This is a genomic window from Nonomuraea corallina, from assembly GCF_027620315.1.
Lineage (GTDB): Bacteria > Actinomycetota > Actinomycetes > Streptosporangiales > Streptosporangiaceae > Nonomuraea > Nonomuraea corallina.
Genome location: NZ_JAPNNL010000282.1, coordinates 1 through 5,147 on the forward strand (window position 1 = coordinate 1; position 5,147 = coordinate 5,147).

At 74.3% G+C, this 5,147-nt stretch carries 2 protein-coding genes and 1 pseudogene; 1 reads left to right on the plus strand and 2 read right to left on the minus strand.

Annotated features, from left to right (window positions below; genetic code table 11):
* A pseudogene (locus OUY22_RS35515) lies at positions 1–590 on the minus strand (hypothetical protein); the annotation flags it as partial.
* Positions 591–634: 44 nt separating this feature from the next.
* Positions 635–2,041, minus strand: coding sequence for an ROK family transcriptional regulator (locus OUY22_RS35520; RefSeq protein ID WP_270159705.1), 1,407 nt, complete (start codon positions 2,039–2,041; stop codon positions 635–637).
* Positions 2,042–2,403: 362 nt separating this feature from the next.
* Here OUY22_RS35520 and OUY22_RS35525 point away from each other — a divergent pair, with 362 nt between their 5' ends.
* Positions 2,404–4,629, plus strand: coding sequence for a HelD family protein (locus OUY22_RS35525; protein ID WP_270159706.1), 2,226 nt, complete (start codon positions 2,404–2,406; stop codon positions 4,627–4,629).
* Positions 4,630–5,147 lie beyond the last annotated feature (518 nt).

Consider the following 5,147-nt stretch of genomic DNA (forward strand, 5'->3'; position numbering starts at 1 on the left):
CGCTGCCCGGCCGCCCACAGCACCACCACCACCGCGAGCGGCACCAGCGCGGTCACGGCCAGCCGCCGCGAGGGGTCGCCGCCCCACAGCTCACCCATCCACCGCACCCAGCCGGGCGCGCTCTCGTCCGCGCACGCCCGGCCCGCGGCGGTGCACTGCCAGCCGATCAGATCCACGCTCGCCCGCGTGACGGTCGCCACCAGCGTGCCGGTCAGCAGCAGCGCGAACAGCCGCTGCGCCGCCTCCACGGCCCGCCGCAGCCGCCGCCCGTCCGCCGGCCTGGGCAGCATGAAGTACGCCACGTTGGCCAGCGCGAACGGCAGGAGCAGCAGCCACATCGCGATCGTCCGGCCGCCGGAGGTGAGCCCGGCCCACGCGTACGCCTCGCGACGGCGCTCGCCGGGCACGTCCGCGTCCGGCGTGTCCGGCCGCCCGGCGGGCCACCAGCGCCGGAAGAACCCCGTGGTCCCGTCGCCCGCGACCATCCGGGGATGCGGATGGTTGAGCATCTCCGCGGGCGGCGTGCCGGCCACGCCGTGCACCCGCAACTCCGTCAGACCGCCCGTGCCGGTGTCCAGGAACCCGTCCATGACCGCAGCATGATGAGGGCGCGACGGCCACGCCAGGCGACGGCCTACTCTGTCACGCCCACGCCACTGTCAAACACGGGCGAAGCGGACATCCTGCCGGGCGTCTTTCCGGGCGTCCGGTCGGGCGTCCGGTCGGGCGTTCTGCTGGGTTGTGTGCCAGGTGGTGTGCCAGGTGGTGTGCCAGGTGGTGTGCCGGGTGCTTTGTCGGGTGTTCCGTCCGGCCTGGTGGCCGTCGTCGCGCCCGTCGCGTCGAGCACCTCGTCCCGCACCGTGGCCAGCGCCAGATCGAGCGCCCCCACCAGGACGGCGTTGCCCGCCACCCGCGACAGCCGCACCCGCGGCCTGGCGATGGTCAGCGCGTGCAGCTCCTCCTCGACCAGCCGCCGCAGCGGCTCCCCGCCCGCCAGCGGCACGGCGCCGGTCAGCACGATCAGCGGCGGGTCCATGACCGAGGTGATCGCCGCCAGCCCCACCGCCAGGCCCGCCGCCACCTCACGCAACGCCGCGACACCGCCGCCCTCCGCCCCGGAGCCCCCGCCCGCGTCCGCGCTCGTGCCCGGCGGAGCAGGCGCGGGTGCGGCCGCCGCGTTCGCGATGGCCTCGCGCAGGCTCGCGCCCCTGACGCCGTGGCGGCGCAGGGTCTCCAGCACCGCCGCGCCGCCGGACAGCGCCTGGAAGCCGTGGTCGGCGTACGGGCCGCTCTCGCGGGCGGTGGGCGCGCCCGGCGCCGGCATGTAGCCGACCTCGCCCGCGCCGCCCGTCGCGCCCCGGTGCAGCCGGCCGCCCAGCACGATCGCCGCGCCGATGCCGGCGCCCGCCCACAGCAGCACGAAGTCCGGCGCGCCCGCCGCGGCCCCGTGGGCGCGTTCGGCCAGGGCCACCAGGTTGACGTTGTTCTCCACCGACACCGGCGTCCCCAGACCCCTGGACAGCACGCCCACCAGGTCGTCCAGGTGCCAGCCCGGCATGTCCTCCGCGGTCGCGTACCCCAGCCGTCCCGTGGTGGGGTCGATCGCGGCCTGCACCCCGATCACCACGTGACGGGGCGGTGCGGGCGGCCGCGCCCCCGCCAGGGCGGCGCGCAGCCCGCCGACGAGGTCGCCGTCGGCGGGTTCCAGCGCGTACTCGCCGACCACGGTCCCCGTCAGGTCCGCCACCCGGGCCTCGATCCTGGCGGAGGTGACGTCCAGCGCGGCCGCGTACGCCGCCGCCGGGTTGATCCGGTACACCTCCGCCGTGCGCCCCGGCAGCCCCTCGCGCACCCCGTCCAGGACGACCAGCCCCGCCCGGCGCAGGCGGGCCAGCAGCTGCGACGCGGTCGGTTTGGACAGGCCGGTCAGCGCGCCCAGCTCGGGGCGGGTGAGCGGGCCGCGTTCGAGGAACAGCCGCAGGGCCGCGCGATCGTTGATGGCGCGTAGCAGACTGGGAGTGCCCGGTACGGGACCGCTCACGTGTTCATCCTCCACAAGGGTTAGGAAACTTTCCTAACTTACGGTGACCGTAAAGAGCGCGGGGTGTCCGGTCAAGAGCCGCGCCGGAAGCCGTGACCCGTACGTGGGAAAGACCCGTGCGGAAAAGAAAGCGGTAAGGGCGAAACCATGATGGGCAAAAGAGAGGAGGGCGCTGCAACAGGCATGCTAATGTCGTCGTTTGTCGCAACAACAAGCAGAATGGCCCGGAGCGTCCCATTAACCACAATAATGGTCTGGCGGCAACCCGTCAATCGGAACTCGCCAGGGAGCAAGCGTACGTCACCCGCCTCTACGAACGGCTGGACGAGCTGCGCGAGCGCACCCAGCACCGGCTGAAGGAGGTGCTGGCCAGCGGAGCCGTCGGCACCATGCAGAACAGGTCGGAGCGCGACACGTTCGCCGACATGTACGCCTCCCGCCTGGCCCGGCTGTGGGCGGTGGAGCGCGGCCTGGTCTTCGGCCGGCTCGACCACGTCGAGGAGGGCCGGCTCTACATCGGCAAGCTGGGCATGACCGACGACGAGCAGGAGCGGCTGCTCATCGACTGGCGGGCCCCGGTCGCGCAGCCGTTCTACCGCGCCACCCCGGCCGCGCCGATGGGCCTGACCCGGCGGCGCCACCTGCAGACCCGCGGCCGCACGGTGGTCGGCGTCGACGACGACCTGCTCGACTTCGACGCGCTCACCGACGACGACCGGGCCACGCTGAACGGCGAGGCCGCCCTGCTGGCCGCGCTGGGCGAGCGGCGCACGGGCCGGATGCGCGACATCGTGGCCACCATCCAGGCCGAGCAGGACAAGGTGATCCGGTCCGACCTGAACGGGGTGCTCGTCGTCCAGGGCGGCCCCGGCACCGGCAAGACCGTCGTCGCCCTGCACCGCGCCGCCTACCTGCTCTACACGCACCGGGAGCGGCTGGAGCGCCGCGGCGTGCTCATCCTCGGCCCCAACCTCACCTTCCTGCGCTACATCGAGCAGGTGCTGCCCTCGCTGGGCGAGACCGACGTGCTGCTGTCGGCCGTCGGCGAGCTGTACCCCGGCCTGACCGCCACCGCACGGGAACGGCCCGAGGTGGCCGCGGTCAAGGGCGACCTGCGGATGGCCGAGGTGATCGCCAGGGCGGTGCGCGACCGCCAGCGCGTCCCGCGCCGGCCCGTCGAGCTGAACCTGGGCCGCTACACCCTCACCATGGACCGCAAGATGCTGGAGTCGGCCGCCGCCAAGGCCGCCCGCTCCCGCCGGCCGCACAACCAGGCGCGGGCCGTGTTCGTCCGGTCCCTGCTCAACGCGCTGGCCCGGCAGGCGGCCAGGCAGCTCGGCAAGGGGCTGATCGACGAGGACGAGCTGGGCGACCTGCGCGAGGAGCTGCGCACCGAACCGGTCGTGCGGTCCGCGCTCAACCGGCTCTGGCCCTACCTCACCCCGCAGCGGCTGCTGCTCGGCCTGTACGGGTCGCCGGAGCGGCTCGGTCACGCCGCCTCCGTGCTGACGGCCGGGGAGCGGGCCCTGCTGCGGCGCGACGGGGCGCGCGGCGGCGAGTGGACGGAGTCCGACGTGCCGCTGCTGGACGAGGCGGCCGAGCTGCTCGGCGAGATCGACGAGCAGGTGCTGCGGGCCAGCGCGCTGGCGGCCGAGGAGGAGCTGGCCGCGGCCCGGCAGGCGGAGGAGCACGAGCGCGAGGCCGAGCTCGCCTACGCGCGCGAGGTGCTGGAGCTGACCGGGCTGTCCGACGTCATGGAGGCCGAGCGGCTGGCCGAGCGGCAGCGGGGCGACGGCCCCCGTCTCACCACCGCCGAACGCGCCGCCGCCGACCGCACCTGGGCCTACGGGCACGTCATCGTGGACGAGGCGCAGGAGTTGTCGCCGATGGCCTGGCGGGCGGTCATGCGGCGCGTGCCCAACCGGTCCATGACGATCGTCGGCGACATCGCCCAGACGGGTTCGGCCGCGGGGGCGCGCTCGTGGGCGGAGGTGCTCGACCCGTACGTCGCGGGGCGGTGGCGGCAGGAGCGGCTGACCGTCAACTACCGCACGCCGGTGGAGCTGATGGAGGTGGCCGCCCGGGTGCTCGCCACCATCGACCCCGGCCTGGAGCCGCCCCGGTCGGTGCGCGACAGCGGGGCGAGCCCGTGGGCCGCGCCGATGGCCGAGCTGCCCCGGATCGTCGCGGAGGAGGTCGCCGCGGGCGGCAAGGTCGCCGTGGTGGCGCCCGACGCGCTGCTCACGTCGCTGGGGGAGACGCTGGAGGGCGCCGTGGTCGTCGCGCCGGGGGCCGGGCGCGGCCGGGGCGCCGAGGCGCTCGACGCGCCCGTCGCGGTGCTCGGGGTGACCGACGCCAAGGGGCTGGAGTTCGACGCGGTGGTCGTGGTGGAGCCGGAGCTGATCTGCGCGCAGTCGCCGCGCGGCGTCAGCGACCTGTACGTGGCGCTCACGCGTGCCACGCAGCGGCTGGGCGTGGTGCATGATCGCCCGCTAAGCGATGCTTTGCGCGACTTGCCGCGGCGCTCCGGCAGTGCCGCCCCGACCCCTGCTCAGCCGGGCAATGGCCGCCCACCTGGGAAAACTTGATGTTTCTGCTGATCGGGACACGGTTGACATCTGAGGCTGAGTCGGTAGTTTGCTGCGCAGTCCAGCACGGGACTTGGCCGGTTGGCCGTCTCTGACATCGTCGGATCCTGCGTCCGTGACGGAGCGTGACTCCGTCCACACAGCCAGGTGCAGGGCCGTCGGTCCGTCGAGTCGGGGCACCCCAACCGGGCGGGGGGTTGGACCCGGGACGGGCCCGGGAGCCCAGTAGACAACGGAATTCCGCGCTCGCCGCCGACGAGACGGGTCCGGTCCGAAGGGTTTCCGGGCCCTCTTCCCGTTCCTGTGCGCCGGGCTCGCCAGTGCGCCGGGTGGTCCCGTACCTCGCGGGATCACCCTGTCGCCGCGCCCATGACCGGGAAGCGCCGCGGGGGCGGTAGCGTTTCGCTTGAAAAGGCGTGCGGATCGCGAGGAGACCCCTCAGTGGTGCAGGAGAAGACGGGCCCGCGGGCCACCCCCGCGTCTCCCGGCGACGGGAGCGGCCCGCCCACACCCTCACC